We start from the raw sequence: 20,200 nt of genomic DNA, 5'->3' as shown, positions 1-20,200 counted from the left end.
TATGGCAAAAAGCAAATATGCACCCTCTGAAGCCAAGTATAATCGTTGGATTAAAGAGGGCCGAGGTCAAGGTGATGGAGCCAATTACCTGCCTTGGCTTACCGTTAGAGATGTGCCTTCTGATGGCCGTTCTCATCGAGTCTTTGGCCATAAATGTCAACGTACTCATCAGTTACTTTCTGATGTTGAGTTAGCTGTTTTCTTGTCTCTTGAGTGGAAGGCGGATGTTGTCGATATTCGGGAGCAGTTTCCGCTTGAACGAGAGGATACACTGATAATTGCCTCTGAAAATGGTATTCGTCATCCATCAGATAGCGGCGTACAGCTATATATGTCGTCAGATTTTCTGGTTGATTCTCTTGACCCTCAATGTCCTAGATATGTCATTCAAGCTAAGCGATCGGAAGCTTTAAAAGATCCTCGTATTTTCGAAAAGTTAGAAATTGAACGGCGATTCTGGAAAATGAAACAAATACCTTGGTTTCTGGTGACTGAGCATGATGTTTCTCCGACCCTTGTGCAGAATATTAGCTGGATCTATCCCTTAGAAAAGGATGACATAGAAGATGAGTTTTTAGTTGATAAAACAGCTTATTACAGTGAAGTGTTTTACCGTAATGAGAGGAAATTCGTAACCGATATTTGTAAGGATATTGACCGTACATATAACCTACCAGATGGTTCTTCTATCTATGAAATTAGGCAGTTACTCGCAAATCGTTGCTTTTATTTTGATATGTCTCAGCCATTTCACCAACTCATAGGTAAAGATCTTGTGGCCGAAAATATGGGGAACTTAATCGGAGCTCGTCATGTTTCGAATCAATGATGTATTGGAGTTTGATCAGGAACGTTTTCGAATTCTACGTCGATTGGGAGATGCGTTTGTTTGGATATCAATCGACAGTCCTAGTCATTTCCCCGCGCTAATTGATTTAGATACGTTAACTGAAGCCATTCATAATGGGGCTTTGCGTAGGGTTGATGATCCATATACGGATTTAATACTGTCATCGCCACCCGACGGCAGCGTAGCCCAAGTGAAAAGGGATCAAAATTACGAGCTGATTGGCCCAATCATTGAGAGCGATGATTTTTTCCTTCCTAAGGTCAGAGCTAAAGCCATCGAAGATGTGATGTCTAACAATAAGACAACTAAGCAAACGTTGTATCGGCTTATTCGACAGTATTGGAAAAGAGGCCAGATCCCTAACGCATTACTCCCCGACTATAAAAACTCTGGCGCGAAGGGCAAAAAGCGAATTCCAGGAGAGAAAAAGCTCGGTCGTCCTCGGAAGTATGAACCTGGGACTGGCGTCAATGTTGATGAACTCATTGAAAAATTGTTCAGGATAGCCATTCAAAAATATCTTCTTACCGACAAGGGCTACTCATTTCCTTATGCCCACAGGCGCTTTAAGGATATGTATGAGGCTTACTTTCCTGATATTCCAGAAGAGGAAATTCCGACGAACTGGCAGATGAAGCATTTCTATCAGCGTGAATATTCTCAAGTTGAAAAAATTAAAAGCCGAGTCAATCGAAACAAGTACAACAAAGACATTCGTCCGTTGACAGGCACTGCAAATTTGCATGCATTAGGTCCTGGCTCTCGTTTTGAAATTGACGCGACCATCGCTGATATTTATGTGGTCTCTGATGCAAATCGAAGCTGGATTGTTGGACGACCAGTTGTCTACATTGTCATTGATGTTTTCAGCCGACTTGTCGTTGGGTTCTACATCGGCTTTGAAAACCCATCTTACGTAGCTGCAATCCAGGCCATAAAGTCGGCTATGACTGACAAAGTAGAACTTTGTCATCAGTTTGGATTGGATATTGAAGCGGAAGATTGGCCAGCAATTGGCTTACCGGATTGTATTCTAGCTGATCGGGGAGAACTGCTCGGGTACCAGATAGAAAATCTTGAAAAAAGCTTCTCTATTCGAATTGAAAATACGCCGCCATTTCGTGGTGATGCCAAAGGCATTGTTGAGCAGAACTTTAATGTCTTGCAGGCTGATTATACTCCCTTTGCCCCTGGCGTTGTGACAGGTAACACCGTAAGAAAACATGGGGGTAAGGACTATCGTCTTGATGCCAAGCTGTCTATATCTGATTTTAAAGAAATCATAATTTCTTCAATTATTTATCATAATAAATATCATGTGTTGAAAAAGTATGATCGGTCTGCCGATATGCCAGTGGATCTTCCCAATGTTCCATTAGAATTGTGGAACTGGGGAGTGAAGAATCGTACTGGACGTTTGCGCGCCGCTTCAGAAGCGTCAATCAGGTTGAGTTTACTCCCGAGAGAAAACGCTACTGTTTCAACGTTAGGAATTTGTGTTTTCGGTGTTTATTACACTTGTCAGGAGATGATTGCAGAAGGTTGGATGCACAGAGCAAAGGAAGTTTCTCGACCTGAAAAAGTGGTTGTTGCCTATGATCCTGATTCTGCGTACGAAATTTATTTATTTCCTTATACCAATAGTGCTGAACATTGGATTTGTAAACTTTCAGAACGTTCTAGAGAGTTTGTAAATTGTTCCTTTTGGGAAGTGTGGCAGCGCCAAGAGCAGTTGAAGGTTACTGCGGCTAACAGTCGCATTAGAGCTAGCAAGCATAAAAGAGAGCATGAACGTCGAGTCATAGACAAAATTCAACAGGCAGAAAAATTGAGTCCTGATGTATCGGCTCTGACCAAGGCTGAACGGATAGCTGCAATTAGGCCCAATCGCAAAGCAGAACTTCAAGATGAGCGGGAAGCGCGAAAACCTCGTGTCCCTGAGAATCCTGAAGGAACGGCAGAGGTCATCCCTTTGCCTAATGTTGTTCAGGAAAACTACGATTACCCTAGTTATGTTGATGAGTTATTTGATGACGAGGATGGTAACGAATGAGTCTGCCAAGTGAGTACGTTACTGCAGTCTATCAGGATACTGGCAACGGCTCCTATAAAGGCAACCCATTTATTGAGGCTCTTCCTCCAATAATGGAGATCAAACAGCTAAAAGAAGGCTTGGAAGGCAAAGTTGATTTTTCATTGGAGTATTTACGGGAAAAACCACGTCAGCGTGCACATATGGTTGCTTCGTTGCTGGATGATTTTTTTCAGCCACTATCCCAGCACGTTCTATTGGAAGAGCGCATATCCATAATGATCCGCCGAGGATATGTGAGCAGGAACCTTCAGGATGGTTCTCTCAACCAACATCTTCAAAATGGCTATGAGCGTGTGATGTCTGGCTCATTACAGAGTTATAAGTTCAGAAATGTGCTAACGACTGCAACCTGCTTATCACTGATTGGTTGTTCAGGTAGTGGCAAAAGCTCGACTCTCGATCGTATTTTGGCCACTTATCCGCAAGTTATTTATCACGAGAAACATAACTTTTTCCAACTGAGTTATCTGAAAATTGAGTGTCCAAATAACGGGTCACAGCAAAGTCTATGTTTGAACTTTTTTAGGGAAGTCGACAAGCGCCTAGGCACAAAATATGAGTCTGATTATGGCGGGAAACGACATGGCGTCCCTACTTTGCTAGCACTGATGAGTCAGGTTGCTAACCAGCGCGCGATTGGTGTTTTGGTGATTGATGAAATCCAGCGGTTAAAGATTCGTAAGGCCGTCGGTCGAGAGCAGATGCTGGAATTCTTTGTTGAATTAGTCAATACCGTTGGGATCCCTGTCATACTTGTTGGAACACCGAAAGCCCGCCCCTTATTTGAGATCGAGTTACAGTCGGCAAGAAGAACAACTGGGATTGGTTCATTGTATTGGCAGCCCATGCCGCAATATCCAGACAACCCTGCGGAAAGAAGCGAGTGGGAAGCTTTTACTAACAAGTTATGGCGTTACCAATGGTTGACTCGGCGTGACGAAGTCCTTACCGATGAAATAAGAGATTGTTGGTATGAGCTATCGCAAGGTGTGCTAGATATTGTCGTTAAACTCTTTGTTCTGGCGCAACTGAGGGCGATAGCTTCCAAATTGGAGCGTATAACGGTGAAGGTTTTGCGATCTGTTTATGAGACCGAGCTAAAGCCCGTACATCCAATGCTGCATGCGATTCGCCGAGGGAATCCTAACCTTATTGCTAAGTACTCCGATTTGCGGATCGAGGACATCGATAAGCGACTTCTGACTCTTCATCAAAAAATCCAAGCGTTACCCGAAGAACCTGAATTACCGTTTAGCAATAATGAGCAAGCTATGCGCCTCTATAATTTGCTTGTTCAAATGGATTGTCGTTCAGATTTGCTAATACCTTTAGTAGAAAAAATTTTTATTGAGCGACCTAAATTGACGCTCAGAAATATGATGCCGATAGTGTTGGAATGGTATGAAAATGGAAAAGAACAGCCTACTAATGCGCCCAAACCCGCCAAGGCTGCTTTAGTTAAACGCACTGATTGGAACACGTTGGAAAGTGATGACTTAAGGTTTATCTACTCTCAGGTAGGAAAATCAGAAAGTATTTACGAAGCGCTTAAAGATAATGGGCTTGTCTTAGACCTAAAAAAGGTTAATTGAGTGCTTGGTTTTCCCGTTCCGTATCCAGAAGAGCTGATTTATAGCGTCGTGGCAAGGGCGAGAACTCATAGTGGCATTACTTCACCCAAACAACTCCTTGATGAAATCTTCGAAAATCGAAAGGTTACTGCTACCGTTGATTTGCCAAGCCATTTAACTGCTATATCGAATCAATACCCCGAATCATTGAGCCTGACTGCACATTCATTGATGTATAACCATACGCTGTTCCCTCTGTATGCGCCCTTCATTGATGAACAACGGCGCCAAAATTGTATGAATTGGATGGCGTTGCAGTCCAACGGCAGAGCTCATTTAGCGCTTGGAATAAACGCATCAGTTGTTAAAAGAAGCCAATTTCTGCGTTATTGCCCTCAGTGTTTTAATGAGCAGGTACAGCGGCACGGAGAACGGTTTTGGGAGAGAATGTGGCAGCTCCCCTACGCTAATTGGTGTGTCAAGCACAGTACTCCATTGTATGCGTTTTCGATAGTTCCTCATCATGAACACCGTCACTTGTTTTATGCTGCAGATGTGACTACTGAAGATAGGCTTTTAGGCGAGTATGAAATTGAAAGCCTACGGATTGGCCAATTTGCGACTCAATTAATGCAAATTAAGCCTCAAGAATCTCCAACGTATTTTCAATGGGACTGTTTTTACCATGAGTTGCTTGTTGATGCTGGTTGTAAGTATGGTAAGAAAGTTAAGCATGACGAGGTGTTGCAGCGCATCAGGTCGTTATGGCGTGAAGAATGGTTGTCCTACGTCAAACTGACATTGACGCAAAGTGACACATGCTGGGCGAGAACAATCTTAAGAAAACATCGTAAGTCCTTTAGTTTCATTCAGCATTTCATCATACAGAGTTGTTTACTGAGTAAAGACATCCCTCTCTCAGAAGTGTTGGAAAAAGTAAGATCCTACCCTAAATATAAAAGAATATCTCAAGTTATTCATTATATAAATCAAAAAGATAAGTCAAATAGAGAAAGGTGGTTTTGGCTCCTGAAAGAACTGGGTTGTAAACAGGCTCGGTTATGTGGTTCTCAGGATTTATACATGTGGTTATACCGGCACGATTATGAATGGTTGATGAGGATCAATAAACGTTACCAGAGAACAATCACTTATGAAGATAAGCGTGTAAATTGGCAGCAAAGGGATAGAGCCTTGGTCAGAGGATTATTTCGACTGCTCCACGGGTTCGATGAGGTGCTTGATGCTCCTCGGCTATCGAGTACCTATCTACTATCCCAATTAGGGCTTGGGACTTTGTCAGCGAAGCAATACAGAAAATTGCCTTTAACGGCTGCGTTTTTATCAAAGTACTCAGAATCGATTTATCAGTATCAAATTCGCAGATTGACCCGCCAGTATATAGATTTGTTGCAGCGGCATATCAAAATTGAAAGATGGAAATTACTTCGATGTGCTGGACTTAGTGAAGAGCGTTTACAGCCTTTAACGCAGAGTTTTTTGTCAGGAATATTGGAAGGTAAATGGACGACTACAGATTTAAGCACATCCCCCAAGATGCCTTAGTCTTGGGCATCGGCTCACTTTTTAAGAAGAATAGTAACCAATATTGGGGGGTTAACCTCAGCTTATCAAAGAAGGTCGACCGTCCATCAATCCCATTGGCCGGTGCCCCACTAATTAGGCGATTTAAAACCTTAAGCGCTAACCAATCCAACTCCACAAAGGGAAAATTGCTGACTTTTGTCGTCGACAATGCACAACAATGGAACAAAAAGCGGTTAAAGGAGTATCCCGCTCTCAGTTTAATCAGTCGAGTTCAAAACACAGAGCAGTGGTGCTTTGAAATCACAAATTCAGACGGAAAAGTCATCTACTTGCCGCAGTTTGAGTTGGCTCGCGTTTTATTCCTTCATGACAACTACATGTCTCGTATCTGTTTAGAACACGATAAATTATCGAGTGATTTTAATATCAGTTATACGGATGATGGCGGCTGGCTCATTGAGGCAATGCCTTCCTCCAGCTACCCGTTAGCGTCGTACAATGATGAGAAATGCAGACGATTTTTGAGTTGGATCTTAATGGACCCTCAGGCTCGTGCTTCTTTTGAAAGCATGCATCAAGTGATGATGAAAGAACACCAAAGTCGTGGGCAATATCAGATGTGGGATTTTTCTTTTTTACCGCCGAGTTTGGAAGGCGTTAAGCTGGAAGTTGCAGGATGGCATGATTGGAATACCGACAGTTTTTTTGTCTGGGAAATCCGTCGTATTGAAGATTTGCCTGCGGACATGCCCGACGACATTGATTTTTTCCATCCAGATTTCGAGCGTTCGATTACTGGGAAAGGCGGTGGAGCCTACGCGGCTAAGCCCGATCGGCTGGATACTCACGAAATTGATGCTGACGAAGATGCAGATCCAAATAAAAATAGAATTGTGCTAGATACTGACTCGGTAAGCCTGACATTTAAAAAACCTTTCAAAACCAATAGGAAGACTAGCAAGTCTAGAAGGACGCCTCGTGGTGTTCCTGACGACAGTGAGCCTGGTGAATTATCTCCGCAAGTATCTCCGAACGATGATGCTCCTACTGGATCAATTCCTGGGGCTGACTTCGATGTGTCTAATGATGAAAGCGATGATGCCCATCTATACGCAAACAAGTTTAGTTGTTTCTTTAAGATGATTGAGCGCCTAGAAAAAAATCATGGCTGTCAGGTTCATCGATACCCATTAAGAAAGCTTCCTAAGGTTGCAGGTTGTAAGAAGCACATGTTAGCAGACAATGCCAACCCGAGGTGTTTAGCTCTGATTGAACTTACTTATCAGGAAAAGCGGTGTTATATCGTAGAGGTGGATACATCCGACGCAAAAGCTGCTCTGTCTACAATGATTTTAAGGCTTAAAAACGCTGAGAAATTGCTCGTGCACCTAGATGAACTAGAACAGCTGCTGGTCAAAAAGTCGATAAGCTGGCCTCGTGACTACCTGCAACAAATTTGTGGAGAGGGAAACTTTACCGGAGTGTCGCATCCTTCTTGCAAACATAAGGGATCGATAGACCCTGCTGACATTGATAAGTGGGCTGAGAGATTGATTGTGTGGTTAGAAGAGTAATTGTAGGTAAATAAAACCCCATGTCATTAGTTATGCATTTGATTTATATGCCTTTATTATTTTTGTTAAAGCAAATCTAAATTCCCTGTGCTTTTCTTCATCAAGTTCAAGCACTTCAAAAAGTAGATTGAAAAAATTACTTTCGTTAGAAGATTCCTTTTTTAAAATATTCATACAGTGAATTATTGTTTCTTTCTTTGGTGAGCTGGTTCCTGATAAGTATTTCGAAATCTGAGCTTGGCTTTTCCCTATTCGCCCCGCAAACTCAATTTGGCTTAAGCCTGATGCTCTATATGCTTCTCTGATTATCTCTGATTCCATCATGATTACGTGTGTTCTGTGGTGGTGTAAAAATTGAAATTATTCATTATATGAATTATAATGTACAGATTAATTGATATATTTTTTCTTTACTTCATACTCGTATTTATGACTGATAAACTACGGGAAGTAGTTTTTGGGGTGCATCATGGCAAGAGCTGATTTGGTACTTAATCTAGTTGAAACGGGTATTAAGGGAGATTTGCCTCGTTTTAAGAAAACAGCAGAAGCTATTGCTGCTGAAGCCTCGGCTCGTCGTCAGTACCATTTGGCTGACAAGCTAAAAAATATTCTTACGAGTACAGCCACGGTTGAAGGTCGTCACTTCACATTTGATTCAAGCCTTCAAAATTCGTTCTATGAGATTCGGACGCAAAAAACGTTTGATGATCTTACTCTTCCGGAACAAGTTGTTTCTACTTTTCAAGAAGTTGTTGAAGAGCATGCACGTAAAGATTTACTACGCTCATACAATTTAGAGCCTCGACATAAGATTTTGTTGTCCGGACCACCAGGGAACGGAAAAACGACATTGGCAGAGGCTTTAGCTAATCATCTGTCAGTTCCCTTTTTTACTGTTAAATATGAAGGGATTATTAATCGATTTCTTGGCGAAACCGCGCAGCAAATCGACAAATTGTTTGAGCATATAAAAAACCAACGATGTGTTCTTTTCTTTGATGAGTTTGATGCTATCGGCAAGGAAAGAGAGGATGTAAATGACAATGGTGAGATGAAACGGGTTGTTAACTCACTTTTGAAACAGATTGATCTATTACCAAGTCATGTTGTGGTTATTGGTGCTACGAACCATGAATCAATGCTCGACAAGGCGATTTGGCGCAGATTCCAAGTGCAAATTGAGGTCCCTAGTCCTACACAACGTATGGCTACAAAATGGTTTGAGGAATTTGAATGCCGTATTGGACATTCTTTAGGCCTTGCTCCCAGTACTATGGCTCGTCGATTGATGGGCTTAAGTTTTGCTGAGTTGGAAGAGTTTGCCTTGGATGTCCAAAGAAAATATGTACTTGGTTTGCCGGAAAGTGAGAAGAACATAAAGGCTATTACTTCAAATTGTCTCAATGTTTGGAGTAAGCGGGTAAAAAATAAATAAAATAGTAAGTTAGGAAGTATGATGGAAAGGAAGCCGATATTAACTTTTTATGAGCCTAAGAAAGATTTACAACGTAATAAGTTACCTAATCCTGTTGGTAGTGAGTTGCATGGGCCTGGTATTGCAGCACAAGCCAACAAGATATTTCCTAAAATTGAGGAGCTTACAAAAAAGTTTTCGGAAAATATTCATTTATCTGATACGCCAGATGGAATGTTGCCAGAGAAAGTTCTGGTGTTGGAAATCGCGGGTAATATTCAAAATCTAGCAAATGCCCTATCAAAAGTTCCTGGGTTTGAGGTTCTTTCTGAGTACATTATTGATAGCGATTTCCAAGACGAAGAATACTATTTATTAAATAAAGATAAAATAAAGCCATCTGGTAAAAATGCTTATTTAACAATGAGTAATCAGGCTGGATTGGCATCGCTACATGCGATGTGGCGAAAGTTTAAAGAATCAGGCTATATCGAGGTTGGTTTTACGCCTTTAAGAGAGGCATTTCTTCAGCTTAATGACATACGTTTTTGGGAAACTAAGGACCGATTAGCGAATACATACCTACTTGAAGATTGGCAATATCGCTTAGAAGATGCAGCACAAGGATTTGGTCAGAATGTTTCTTTTGAAATCGAGCTTTGGTATAGAACATCTGGTGATTTGCGCGCAAAGGCGGAGGGATATATTCGGCGTGTCATAAGTGCATGTGGCGGTGAAATTTTAGGTGGTTTTGTTCATGACGGTATCAGTTACCACGGATTAATCGGTCGTTTACCTATAGAACAAGTTCAAGCGGTCGTTGAAACTGCTGGTGCGGCTCTTGAACTGATGCGTTGTGATGAAGTTATGTTTTTCAGGCCATTAGGTCAATGTGCCATGCCTGTAAATAATGACTCTCTTGAAGAAAGTGTAAAGTTTGAGCCTTTGGTATTTGAGCAGCAGCAGCCAATTGTTGCCTTGTTGGATGGGTTGCCTCAAGCAAATCATGAAGCATTGCGAGAAAGAATTTGGGTTGATGATCCTGATGATTTTGAATCCTTATACCAATCGCGATCTGAACATATGCATGGTACTTCAATGGCATCGATCATTATCCATGGTGATCTTAGTCAGAGAGGGGAACTTTCCTTAGATCGCCCGTTATATGTAAGGCCAATATTGGCGCCGGAACATCAACAACTCAATGGAACCCGAGTTGAGCAAATACCATCAACTTACTTACCTTTAGATCTCGTACACAGAGCGGTAAAGCGGATTAAAGAAGGTGAAAACGGCAGTGGTCCCGTTGCCCCTGAAATTGTAATTATCAATTTATCGGTGGGTGACCCATATCGTTTATTTGATACCCAGATGAGTCCTTGGGCCAGAATGATCGATTGGTTATCGTTTAAATATGGCGTTCTGTTTGTTGTTAGTGCAGGCAATATGTCACAAAGCCTTCTCTTAGAAGGCGTGACCGAACATGACTTCAGACTTCTTTCTCCTGACGAAATCGAGGCTCATGCTATAAATGCTATTGCTAAGCAAAAATTTGAACGCCGTATGATGTCTCCCGCCGAGGCCATAAACGTTTTGACGGTGAAATCGTCTCATGCTGATTGTTTTGATGGAAATCTCCCACCTAATCAAATAGATGTTTTTTGTTCTGAAGGCATGTTTAGCCCAATCAACCCTATTACACTTGGTAAAAAGAACTCTGTTAAGCCAGAGGTATTAATGCCTGGTGGAAGACAAACCTACATAAATAAAACGCTTTTAGCTAAAGATGATGTCGTTTTAGCTGTTTCACAAACCAATAGATTTGGCCCTGGCGTTAAGTCTGCACTACCGTCGTCGTCGCCTGGGGATGTTAGTAGTTACGGCTTTACATCTGGTACTAGCAATGCTGCCGCGTTAGCTTCTCGTCGGCTGGCGTTTCTATATGAAACATTGCAGGAAATAAAAGAACTGGGTGACGCGAGTGCATTATCCTTTGCTCCTGACTCCGTAATTCTTAAGGCTCTGTTTGTTCATGGCGCTGAACACCTTGAGCAGACAAAGGAAGTCATTACAAAACATCTAAAAAATAAAAGTAATAGTAGAATTTTTAAGTCTGAGTTGAATCAATATCTTGGATTTGGTGTTGTTAATGAAAACCGAATTCATGGGTGCCAATCAAATCAAGCTACATTGATATACACGGGAGTTGTACGAGATGGTGAAGCCCATGAGTATGAGTTGCCTCTTCCACCAAGTCTCGCTGCAAATACTGCTAATCGTCGTTTAATTGTAACCGTTGCATGGATGGCTCCAGTTAATCATGGTCATCAAGATTATAGAGGCGCACAGCTGTGGGCAACGCCGGCATCTAAATTAATCAATGCAAACGATCCTGACTATTACTTTCATCACTTGAAAAATGGAACCGTTTTTCATGAGGTTCGGTTAGGTGCTAAGGCCGCGAGTTTTACGAAAGGCGATAAGTTGGCTATACAGCTTCACTGCAATGCTAGAGCTGGATTTGATGGACTAGAAGTTCCATATGCTCTTGTTGTTACATTGGACACTCCTGGAACCGACCTACCTATATATGAAGAAGTGAAAAATGAGCTGGAATTGACGGTGTCGTCGAAACAGAGCCAGAATGCATAGCTGTAATGAGTAGGGCTGCCCTGATAGCGACAGGGATTGAGTCATCGGGTATTTCTCAGAGGAGAGTTTATGGATTGGACGGTACTTCTTGGCTCTGGTGTACTCGGAGCCCTTTTGACAAAGGTACTTGATACTCTCTGGCTTCAGAAAGTTTTACAATCTGCTGAAAAGAGGAAGTGGTTGAGAGAAAAGCGCCTAAAGGCATATTCTGATTTAGCAGCTGAATTACTAACGTTAGGCAGAAAAAGTGATTTGAGGGAAAATGCGTTCGATGGGTACGCTATCGCAGCCGAAGCAATTGTTCTTACCGATGACGACGCATTGGCTCTTGAACTCGAAGAGTTTTTCACATGGCTAGCCAACATGTACAAAGAGGCTAGTGTGCCAGAACATAGTGATGGAAAGAGAAGTGAAGAAGAGCTGGCGGGGGCTTACAAAATGCTTTACGCCAAGTCTAGACGACTTGTAAAAGAATTGAGAGAGTCCCTCCTGAAAGGGTGATGCTGCACTCATCGATGCCACAACTATGAGTTGATTGTTAGTTGTCTTATTACTCAGGATGATATTTTATTACTCCATATTTGGATCTTTTTAGCACGATAAAACGGTTCAGTATGAAACTATATTTTTTATAGCGGAAAGTTTTACGCCCAAGAAATGGGCTGTATAGCACTTTCTAGTATGAAACTTTATTCCTATCCAACACCATACCAGAAAAAGCAGCCTCTCTAACGGCTGCTTTTTTTTATGCCTGCCGCTTTTTCACTACGCTTTCTATTTTTTCTTCTCGAGTTCCTTGACCTGTGTCTAACACACAGGTTTATAGTCAAGGCATGAGCTTAAAAAATGTCTTGTTGGAGTGGATATGCGCGTCAATCAACTAGCAAAGAATCTCAATATCACGGGTGATACCGTGCGCTTCTATACCCGCATCGGCCTGCTGAGCCCGGCTAAGTCTTCGGTCAACGGCTACAAGGACTACAGCGACAAGGATCAGTCGCGTATGCAGTTCATCTTAAGCGCCAGAAACCTGGGATTTAGCGTCGATGAGATCAAGGTGATCTTCTCGCGCACGGATCAGGGCGAGAGCGCCTGTGGCCTGGTACGGCAGATGATTCAGCAGAAGCTAGAGGAGACAGAGAAGCAGTTTGAAGAGATGGTGAAGCTGAGACGTAAGCTGTCGAATGCTGTGGAAGATTGGTCCCACAAGCCGGACAAGGCGCCGACCGGCAATATGATCTGCCATCTAATCGAAGGCACTTATACAGAAAGCAGTCAGTTAGATGCCAATCGTGAATCAAGCATGATGCCTAGCCTGGAGGATTGAAGATGGACACCAACAGAGTACAACTCAATATCATAGGCGCCGGCTGTGCCAGCTGCGTCGGTAAGATAGAGAAGGCATTAAATTCTGTCCCCGGTGTCGACTCGGCCGAGATGAACTTTGCCGAGCGCATCGTCGAAGTATCTGGAACGGCAACGCCGCAGCAGCTAATTGCGGCCGTCGAGGCGGCGGGTTATAACGCGACCCAGCTGCAGGCCGAGGCGGGTAATGATGCCATGGATGAGAAGGAGCAGGCGGATCTCGACTATTACCGTAGCCTGCTGCGCCATACCTTTATTGCCTTGTCTGTGGGTATTCCCTTGATGATCTATGGTCTGTTTATCGGCGAGATGACGGTAACGACCACGAACGAGCAATTAGCCTGGGGGCTGGTGGGCTTGGTGACCCTGAGCATCATGCTCCTGTCTGGTAAACACTTCTATGTGGGGGCGTGGAAATCCTTTGTGCACCACAACGCCAACATGGACACGCTAATCGCCTTAGGCACAGGCACAGCCTGGCTCTATTCTATGCTGGTGGTCGCCTTTCCAACCCTGCTGCCCGAGATGGCACGTCACGTCTATTTTGAGGCCACGGCGATGATCATAGGTTTGATCAACTTAGGTTTAGCGCTGGAAGTAAAGGCCAGGGGCAAGACCTCGGAGGCAATCAAGCGTTTGATCGGTTTACAGGCCAAGACGGCGCGGGTGATACGCGACGGCAAGGAGCTGGATATCGACATCGCTCAGGTGCTGCAAGGCGATAAGGTACGGGTGCGCCCCGGCGAGAAGATCCCCGTCGATGGTGTGGTCATCGAGGGCGCCACCATGGTGGATGAGTCTATGCTGACCGGCGAACCTATGCCGGTTGAGAAGGCTATCGACAGCGAAGTTGTCACGGGGACCCTAAACAAGTCTGGCTCCATCGTCTTTAGCGCGACCCGAGTGGGTAAAGACACTGCCCTGGCCAGAATCATCGCCATGGTGAAGCGGGCGCAGAACTCTAAGCCGCCAATCGGTCGGCTTGCCGATGTAATTGCCAGCTATTTCGTTCCTGCCATCATGATCATCGCCATCGTTAGCGCCATGGTGTGGTTTAACTTCGGCCCCGAGCCTTCCATGGTGTTTGCCATCGTCTCGGCCACGACTGTGTTGATCATCGCCTGTCCCTGTGCCCTGGGGTTGGCTACGCCTATGTCTGTCATGGTGGGTGTGGGCAAGGCGGCCGAATCTGGGGTGCTGATCCGTAACGGCGAGGCACTACAAACCGCCTCTAAGATCAGTGTCATGGTACTGGATAAGACGGGCACTATTACTCAGGGCTCACCTCAGGTTACAGATGTGGTGGTGACTCAGGTGTCTTCCTGTGGCGAGGACGAGGTATTGGCCCTGGCGGCCGGTATCGAGCGACACTCTGAGCATCCCCTGGCCGAGGCGATTGTCGAGACGGCTAACAGCCGCGGCATACAGATGGAGGCTGTCGAGGACTTTAATGCCATCTCCGGGCGCGGAGTCGAGGCCAAATTGAATGGGCAGACGCTGCTGTTTGGTAATCAGGCGCTCATGCAGGACTTCGGCGTGGATACCCAGGCCTATCAGGCCAAGGCGCAGCAGCTGGCGGCGGAGGCCAAGACGCCCATGTATCTGGCGCAGGAAAATGAGCTTATTGCCATCATAGCGGTGGCAGACCCTATCAAGCCTGACTCGGCCGAGGCGATCGCCCGGCTCAAGCACAGTGGCATCAAGGTGGTGATGTTAACCGGAGATAATCAGGCCACGGCCGCGGCGGTGGCGGCTAAGGTTGGCATAGAGACGTTTTTTGCCGAGGTGATGCCCCAGGATAAGGCCAGTAAGGTCGCCGAGCTGCAGCAAGAGGGTGAGGTAGTGGGCATGACGGGGGATGGTATCAACGATGCCCCGGCACTGGCATTGGCTAATGTGGGCTTTGCCATAGGTACGGGTACGGATGTGGCCATTGAGAGTGCCGACATCACCCTGATGCGAGGCTCCTTGCACGGCTTGGCCGATGCGATTGCGGTCAGCAAGGCGACGCTGAGAAATATCAAACAGAATCTGTTTGGCGCCTTCGTCTATAACGCCGCCGGTATTCCCATTGCCGCCGGGATCCTCTACCCCATGTTTGGCTTACTGCTCAATCCTGTGATTGCCGGTGCGGCCATGGCCTTCTCATCGCTAACCGTGGTGAGCAACGCCAATCGTCTGCGTCTGTTTAAAGCCAAAGCGCATTAGGAGGCTGGTATGTTATTTATCAATCTGTTCTGTCTCGCCCTGATAGGTTTTATTGTCTGGTGGTTTTGGCTCTACTCGCCCGAGGCACCCGTGAGCCAGGAGGGCATAGAGATAGTGGTCAAGGATGGAGTCTATACGCCGTCGCGTATCAAGATCCCCTCGGGGCAGGCGACTTCACTCACCTTTTTGAGGCAGGATAAGTCAGCCTGTTCGGCGACCCTACAGCTGCCGACGCTGGAGATCAGTGAGGAGCTGGCATTGGATAAGCCTACGGTTATTAATATTCCGGCCATGACACCAGGAGAATATGCATTTCACTGCCAGATGCAGATGTACAAAGGTGTGCTAGTCGTCGAATGAATGGGGTGAATGAAAGAGTCGATTAAGGTCTGATAGAGGGATTTAGTATAAATAGTAGGGCAAACGCTATTGTCAGGTTTGCCCTATTTTTTATCGGGTGATTTAGAATCGATAACCGAGGGCGAAAGTAAAGGTATGGGTATCGAGTAAATCCATCGCCTGATAGTGATAGGTGAGACCGAGATCCATACCCGATGCGAATTCCATGCGCCAACCTAGTCCTGCCAGTAGGCCGGTACCATCATCTGTGTACTTACGGTCGTTGTCATCTGTATCGGTAAACTCCAGTCGATATTGGTTCGCGCCGAGTTTAAATACCAATCGGTTTCTCTGAGACAGGGGGAGTGTATACAGAGCTGCCGCTCGGAAGCTGCCGACATCATCGAGTTGATTGCCATAAAAGCTAAAGAGGTTGGTGATAAATACATCCTGTCGCATGTAACCCACTTCTACCCCCCATTCTGAACTGAATTGGTAACGGTAGGCGAGATCATAATGGGACTGAATGTCATCACCATCGATGGCTTTGCCCGATGAGACTCTTGATTCACCCATGCCAGCCCCTAGTGACAGGGCGTGATGGTAATCCGACGCGAAAGAGAGAGGTGTAACGAGCAGGCAAGCTGCGGCAAGAAGAGCTTTCATAACAATCCTTTGTAAGTTGATAACGGCAAAATATCGAATCCGACTTATAGCAGATGTCGCCTACAAAGGGTACAGATAATTTGTTTTTGCTTAAAATTATCGTCTGTTAAATTAGTTGTTTTTCAATTATTAATCTAAACATGGTCCGCTTTTAAGCGTTAAAAGCTACTGTTGGCGGTGACTAGTTGCTACTCAGGCTAACAGCGGCTGGGAGCGCTTCTCTATGTGTTGCCACACCTTATCGTGGAAGTAGAACACGACAGTATTGATCGCCGGTTCTATGAGTGCCACGGCGCCACCTATCACAATGCTACCGGTTAACAGGTAGGTGATCCCGAATGCGACACCGAAGTGTAGTACTGCAAAGGTGAGTGTCTTAGCCATGATGCGTCTCCTCTTAGATTTAATTAAATGATAATTATTATCATTTGAGTTGTAAAGTCGGAGAGTGCGATTGGCTTAATGCAGTAAGACGATTAATAAAGATGAGCGAGTCGAGAAAAATGCCCAGAGTGACAGATGCCTTAACTGGCACTCTGGGACGATAGGTATGATTTGGCTATTGATTCTTAATGCGCACCGATTAGCAATGCGCTTAGATTGAGTCGTACGTAGAGACTAGTAATGCCAAGGGAACTTAGAGAAATCCTGATCCCGTTTTTCCAGGAAGGCATCTCGTCCTTCTACCGCCTCGTCGGTACCATAGGCCAGGCGTGTCGCCTCACCGGCAAACAGCTGCTGACCCACTAAGCCATCGTCTGGCAGGTTGAAACCATACTTCAGCATACGCATAGCCGTAGGTGACTTAGAGTTGATCTCTTTGGCCCATCTCAGTGCCTCGGTTTCCAATTCTGCATGGGGGATGGCGCGATTGACCATGCCCATATCGAAGGCCTCATCGGCGCTGTAATTAAAGCCGAGGAAGAAAATTTCCCGGGCGCGCTTCTGGCCAATCATCTTGGCGAGGTAGGCGCTGCCGTACCCTGAGTCGAAGCTGCCGACATCCGGGTCGGTTTGTTTAAATACCGCATGCTCTTTAGAGGCCAGGGTAAGATCGCAGACCACATGCAGGCTATGACCGCCGCCTACTGCCCAGCCCGGCACGACCGCTATTACCACCTTAGGCATGAAACGGATCAGGCGCTGCACCTCTAAGATATGCAGGCGGCCCATGCGCGCCAAGTCGGGCTTATCTGTCTCTTCGCCTTCATACTTGTAGCCATCCTTGCCGCGGATACGCTGGTCGCCACCGGCACTGAAAGACCATTGTCCCTTGGCCGATGGACCATTGCCGGTCAGGAGTACACAACCTACATCAGACCATTGACGGGCATGATCCAGGGCGATATAGAGTTCATCGACCGTCTTAGGGCGAAATGAGTTGAGGCAATCTGGACGATCGATGGCGATACGTACCGTGCCCTGATCCTTCGCCCTATGGTAGGTAATATCTTCGAAATCAAATCCTGACACTCGATCCCATAAGGAGGGATCAAAGATATCGGAAACCTTGTCTGTCATGTTCGTAACCCTATGTGTGTCGCATCGAGAGATGAGCCAAGGCTAGGCTCATTATGAGTAGAGATCAATTAGGCTGCAGAAAACCGTGCGCTGGGCAAAGCTTTCTGTAGCCTATGAGGGATTATCTGAGCTTGTCGCAGATAAATTGCTGGTTATCTTTGCTCAGTTCGTCAAAGCGATTGCTGCTGTTGCCGCAATATTTCTCGGTAAACTCGAGTACCGACTCTTTCGATTCGAGAATATTGTCCAGTGCCGCTAACTCTTTTCGAGTCAGTCGCTCGGCAATCTGCGTCTTGAACATCGCGATGTTCTTGTCGACACGGATGATCTTGGTTCCCGTCATCGAGTCGAGTTTACGTTCGATACGCTTCATCAGGGCATCCGTTTGCGCGATGGGCTCATCGAGTTTGTCTGTCTCGGTCGCTAGATAATAGAGTAATCCTATCCCTGCACCTAAAATAATCCAGCCTCTCATTATTTATCCAACCATGGTGAACAATCAGTATTAGAAATGTATAATAAGCCAGTTTTCATGGAATATTAAAGCTGTAAGGCTGTTAAATATGAACGCAGAATCAAATAAAAAGGATTATTCCAAGGCTGAGCGGATCAAAATTCATCAGCCGGACGAGAATAAATCCGATCGTTTTAATCCCCGCAATCGTATTTATGTTAGAGCAATAGAAGGATTTTGGACTCAGCTACGTCGCCGCTTGGGCTGGGTTGCTATGCTCTTTTTCCTCATTTTGCCCTGGATCCCCTGGGGAGACAGACAAGCCGTCTGGTTTAACCTGGGTGAGCAGAAGTTTCATATCTTCGGCCTAACCATTTGGCCCCAAGACCTTACCTTACTCGCTGCATTATTAATGATAGCCGCGTTTGGTCTCTTTTTTGTGACAACTTATCTTGGCCGTGTCTGGTGTGGTTATACCTGCCCGCAGACGGTGTGGACCTTTATTTTCATCTGGTTCGAAGAGAAATTTGAAGGTGCCCGTAATAAGCGGATGAAGTTAGATCAGATGCCATGGAGTTTTAATAAGGTCTGGCGCAAGACGGCCAAGCATCTCTCCTGGTTGTTGGTGTCGCTACTCACCGCCATGACCTTCGTCTCCTATTTCGTACCGACCACCGAAGTCTATGCCGACGTCTTTAGTGGCAGCGCCTCGGGCGCCATCTATTTCTGGGTAACCCTGTTTACTGTGGCCACCTATGGTAATGCCGGCTGGATGCGCGAGATCATGTGTATCCACATGTGCCCATACGCCCGCTTCCAATCGGCCATGTTCGACAAGAACACCTTTATCGTGGGTTATGACACCAAGCGCGGTGAAGATCGTGGTCCCCGTTCGCGTAAGGCTGATCCTAAGGCCCTTGGCCTGGGCGATTGTATCGACTGCGATCTCTGCGTGCAGGTGTGTCCTACCGGTATCGATATTCGTAACGGTCTGCAATATGAGTGCATCAACTGTGGCTCTTGTATCGATGCCTGTGATACCACCATGGAGCGCATGGGTTACGACAAAGGCTTAATCGCCTACACCACGGAAAACAAACTCGAAGGCGTGAAAGAGAAGGTACTACGACCTAAGCTCCTGGGTTATGGTGCCGTGTTGGCACTCATGATCTTAGTCTTTATCTATGCGACGGTGACCATAGCGCCTGTGCGGATCGATATCATTCGCGACCGTAACCAGCTCTTTAGGGAAAATGATCAAGGTCTAATCGAGAACACCTTTACCCTGAAGATTCTCAATAAGACGGAAGCCAAGCATGAGTATCAACTCAGTGTCGAAGGTCTGCCTGACTATCAGTGGTATGGTCCGCAATCTGTGACCATCGAAGGAGGCGAGGTGCTGACCCTGCCGGTGAGTGTCGCCGTGGATCCTGTTGGACTGTCACGTGCCATGACCAGAGTCGACTTTAAGGTCACTACGGTATTAGACGGTGAGACTGTCGAGGCGACCCAAGAGTCACGCTTCTTTAGCCAATAACCTGGCTGCGACTATTACTAGTAAATAGTAAAAAGTAGCGAAAGATAGGAAAAGGGGCTTTTTAGCCCCTTTTTTGTACGTAATGCCTACTAATTGCCCGCTTAGCCATCAAAGTGTCATTTTCTTTCAAAAAGCCCTTGCGTAAAAGAATCGCCCCCCTATAATGCGCATCCACTGACACGGCGCAGCAACTTCTTCAACTGGTGAAAGCCAGATAAACAGAGGGGTTCAGCCTGGTCAGGGACTCGATTACAGTAGCAGTTAAACGCAATGAGTTGAGTCGGGCAGAAAGTGGTTTAAGGCTTTCAAATGTCGCCTTCTGATTAAAGAATCGACGCTTGAAAAACTTCTTAAAATTAACCCTTGACGCCAACATCGGGAAGTGTAGAATACGCATCCCTAA

General features: G+C 45.5%; 17 protein-coding genes. 12 read left to right on the top strand and 5 right to left on the bottom strand.

Features of this window, described 5'->3' with window-relative positions:
* The first annotated feature begins 1 nt into the window (after position 1).
* The 5 genes from SHEW_RS19845 to SHEW_RS19825 are packed head-to-tail and all read left to right on the top strand — an operon-like array spanning position 2 to position 7,638.
* Positions 2–829, top strand: a complete 828-nt coding sequence (locus SHEW_RS19845) for a heteromeric transposase endonuclease subunit TnsA (protein WP_011867622.1) — start codon at positions 2–4, stop codon at positions 827–829.
* Complete coding sequence (locus SHEW_RS19840; RefSeq protein ID WP_011867621.1) at positions 813–2,903, top strand: TnsB C-terminal domain-containing protein; 2,091 nt, start codon at positions 813–815, stop codon at positions 2,901–2,903. The genes SHEW_RS19845 and SHEW_RS19840 overlap by 17 nt, the downstream gene beginning before the upstream one ends.
* Positions 2,900–4,537 (top strand): AAA family ATPase, encoded by a 1,638-nt coding sequence (locus SHEW_RS19835; protein WP_011867620.1) that lies wholly within the window; start codon positions 2,900–2,902, stop codon positions 4,535–4,537. Before SHEW_RS19840 ends, SHEW_RS19835 begins: the two co-directional genes overlap by 4 nt.
* Positions 4,538–6,082, top strand: a complete 1,545-nt coding sequence (locus SHEW_RS19830) for a TnsD family Tn7-like transposition protein (protein WP_011867619.1) — start codon at positions 4,538–4,540, stop codon at positions 6,080–6,082.
* Positions 6,040–7,638, top strand: a complete 1,599-nt coding sequence (locus tag SHEW_RS19825; protein ID WP_011867618.1) for a Tn7-like element transposition protein TnsE — start codon at positions 6,040–6,042, stop codon at positions 7,636–7,638. The genes SHEW_RS19830 and SHEW_RS19825 overlap by 43 nt, the downstream gene beginning before the upstream one ends.
* A 30-nt stretch (positions 7,639–7,668) precedes the next feature.
* Here SHEW_RS19825 and SHEW_RS19820 read toward each other — a convergent pair whose 3' ends face one another.
* Complete coding sequence (locus SHEW_RS19820) at positions 7,669–7,962, bottom strand: helix-turn-helix domain-containing protein (RefSeq protein ID WP_011867617.1); 294 nt, start codon at positions 7,960–7,962, stop codon at positions 7,669–7,671.
* A gap of 145 nt (positions 7,963–8,107) precedes the next feature.
* Here SHEW_RS19820 and SHEW_RS19815 point away from each other — a divergent pair, with 145 nt between their 5' ends.
* The 6 genes from SHEW_RS19815 (at position 8,108) to SHEW_RS19790 (ending at position 15,640) form a co-directional block, all read left to right on the top strand.
* Positions 8,108–9,076 (top strand): AAA family ATPase, encoded by a 969-nt coding sequence (locus SHEW_RS19815; protein ID WP_011867616.1) that lies wholly within the window; start codon positions 8,108–8,110, stop codon positions 9,074–9,076.
* Between the two features lie 18 nt (positions 9,077–9,094).
* Positions 9,095–11,707, top strand: coding sequence for a S8 family peptidase (locus tag SHEW_RS19810; RefSeq protein ID WP_011867615.1), 2,613 nt, complete (start codon positions 9,095–9,097; stop codon positions 11,705–11,707).
* A 69-nt stretch (positions 11,708–11,776) separates the two neighbouring features.
* On the top strand, positions 11,777–12,208 hold the full coding sequence (locus tag SHEW_RS19805; RefSeq protein WP_011867614.1) for a hypothetical protein: 432 nt from the start codon (positions 11,777–11,779) through the stop codon (positions 12,206–12,208).
* A gap of 364 nt (positions 12,209–12,572) precedes the next feature.
* The gene (locus SHEW_RS19800) at positions 12,573–13,034 is read left to right on the top strand and encodes a MerR family transcriptional regulator (protein ID WP_011867613.1); all 462 of its coding nucleotides are present in this window, start codon (positions 12,573–12,575) and stop codon (positions 13,032–13,034) included.
* Between the two features lie 2 nt (positions 13,035–13,036).
* A complete protein-coding gene (locus SHEW_RS19795) occupies positions 13,037–15,280 on the top strand; it encodes a heavy metal translocating P-type ATPase (protein ID WP_011867612.1) in 2,244 nt (747 codons plus the stop codon).
* A 9-nt stretch (positions 15,281–15,289) separates the two neighbouring features.
* Entirely contained in the window at positions 15,290–15,640 is a 351-nt protein-coding gene (locus SHEW_RS19790) for a cupredoxin domain-containing protein (protein ID WP_011867611.1), read from the top strand.
* A gap of 102 nt (positions 15,641–15,742) precedes the next feature.
* Here SHEW_RS19790 and SHEW_RS19785 read toward each other — a convergent pair whose 3' ends face one another.
* The 4 genes from SHEW_RS19785 to SHEW_RS19770 all read right to left on the bottom strand — a co-directional run bounded on the left by SHEW_RS19785 (position 15,743) and on the right by SHEW_RS19770 (position 18,281).
* Entirely contained in the window at positions 15,743–16,285 is a 543-nt protein-coding gene (locus SHEW_RS19785; protein WP_011867610.1) for a porin family protein, read from the bottom strand.
* A 192-nt stretch (positions 16,286–16,477) separates the two neighbouring features.
* On the bottom strand, positions 16,478–16,669 hold the full coding sequence (locus tag SHEW_RS19780) for a DUF2061 domain-containing protein (RefSeq protein WP_011867609.1): 192 nt from the start codon (positions 16,667–16,669) through the stop codon (positions 16,478–16,480).
* 234 nt (positions 16,670–16,903) lie between these two features.
* Entirely contained in the window at positions 16,904–17,806 is a 903-nt protein-coding gene (locus SHEW_RS19775; protein ID WP_011867608.1) for a 1,4-dihydroxy-2-naphthoyl-CoA synthase, read from the bottom strand.
* A 121-nt stretch (positions 17,807–17,927) separates the two neighbouring features.
* On the bottom strand, positions 17,928–18,281 hold the full coding sequence (locus tag SHEW_RS19770; RefSeq protein WP_011867607.1) for a hypothetical protein: 354 nt from the start codon (positions 18,279–18,281) through the stop codon (positions 17,928–17,930).
* 88 nt (positions 18,282–18,369) lie between these two features.
* Between SHEW_RS19770 and ccoG the strand changes: the two genes are divergently transcribed.
* Positions 18,370–19,797, top strand: coding sequence for a cytochrome c oxidase accessory protein CcoG (ccoG, locus tag SHEW_RS19765; RefSeq protein WP_011867606.1), 1,428 nt, complete (start codon positions 18,370–18,372; stop codon positions 19,795–19,797).
* The last annotated feature ends 403 nt before the right edge of the window (positions 19,798–20,200 follow it).

The sequence above is a fragment of the Shewanella loihica PV-4 genome, assembly GCF_000016065.1.
In the GTDB taxonomy this organism is placed as follows: domain Bacteria; phylum Pseudomonadota; class Gammaproteobacteria; order Enterobacterales; family Shewanellaceae; genus Shewanella; species Shewanella loihica.
Note: the sequence above shows the minus strand (reverse complement) of the source record. Positions and strands in the feature narration are given on the sequence as shown.